Here is a 1,186-nt window from a genome sequence, read left to right on the forward strand (position 1 = left end):
CCACGATGAGAGTCGCGCCTGACGATCCTTAAAAACCCGTCGGCTTCTGAAGCCGATTTTTATGTCAGGATCTTCGCCAGGCCGGTGTGCCGTTCACATCATCTGTTGTTCAGCTATCGCAAAACCTGAAGGGTGAATCGTGGTACTGCAACAACTGCAGGGTCAGGCGTTCAAAGCGTCTGGCCCTGCTTCATATTGCGTATGGCGAGCGGCTATTGCCCAAGCGATACGCGCCAGTTTGTTAGCCAGGGCACAGGCCACGACATTTGAATGTCGTCGACTGAGCAAGGTTTTAACCCAGTCAGCCAGAGCGCCTTTCTGGTGATCCAGCCTCTGCATATAGACCCTGGAACACTGCACCAACAGTTGTCGCAGATGCTTGTCACCCCGCTTGCTGATCCCCAGCAGATTGGCCTTGCCGCCCGTGCTGTACTGCCTGGGCACCAAGCCAACGGAGGCGGCAAAGTCGCGACTGCATCGGTACTGTTTACCATCGCCCATCTCCACAGCCAGCAGGCTGGCGGTGATCGGGCCGACACACGGCATGCTCAGCAAACGACTGCCCATATCATCGTCGGCCAGTTGGCCCGCCAGTTCTTTATCCAGCGCTTTGATTTGCTCATCCAGATAGACGAAGTGATCGTGCAGGCGCTGCAATAAGACCGTCAGACGAACGGGTAATTCGTGCTCGGCCAAAACGCTCGCCAAACGCTTCATGATGGCCAATTCCTTGGGCAGGCTGACCCCAAACTCCAGCAGAAAACCGTGCATCTGATTAGCCGTTTTGGTGCGGTCATGCACCAATGATTCGCGCATCCGATGTAGCACAGACAGGGTTTGTTGGGATTCGGTTTTAGGCGTAACGAAGCGCATGGATGGGCGGGAAGCGGCTTCACAGATCGCCTCAGCGTCGACGAAGTCATTTTTGTTGCCCTTGACGAAGGGCTTAACGAACTGCGGGGAAATCAGCTTGGCCGTGTGTCCCATCGCCATCAGTTGGCGAGCGACAAAATGCGACCCTGCGCAGGCCTCCATCACCACGACACAGCTCGGCACATTGCCGAAAAACTGCATCATCTGCGCTCGTGAGCATTTTTTGCGAAACACCTCGCGGCCCGACTTATCCTGGCCGTGCAGGTGGAAAGTATGTTTGCCGAGATCGATACCGATCAGTGCTGACTCGCTC

The 1,186-nt window shown here is 55.8% G+C and carries 1 protein-coding gene; it reads right to left on the minus strand.

From position 1 onward, the window contains the following. Positions 1 to 162: 162 nt before the first annotated feature. Entirely contained in the window at positions 163 to 1,173 is a 1,011-nt protein-coding gene (locus ACP7E3_RS31835) for an IS110 family transposase (RefSeq protein ID WP_426125512.1), read from the minus strand. Positions 1,174 to 1,186 lie beyond the last annotated feature (13 nt).

The sequence above is a fragment of the Pseudomonas sp. PSPC2-3 genome (assembly GCF_049898265.1).
GTDB lineage: Bacteria > Pseudomonadota > Gammaproteobacteria > Pseudomonadales > Pseudomonadaceae > Aquipseudomonas > Aquipseudomonas veronii.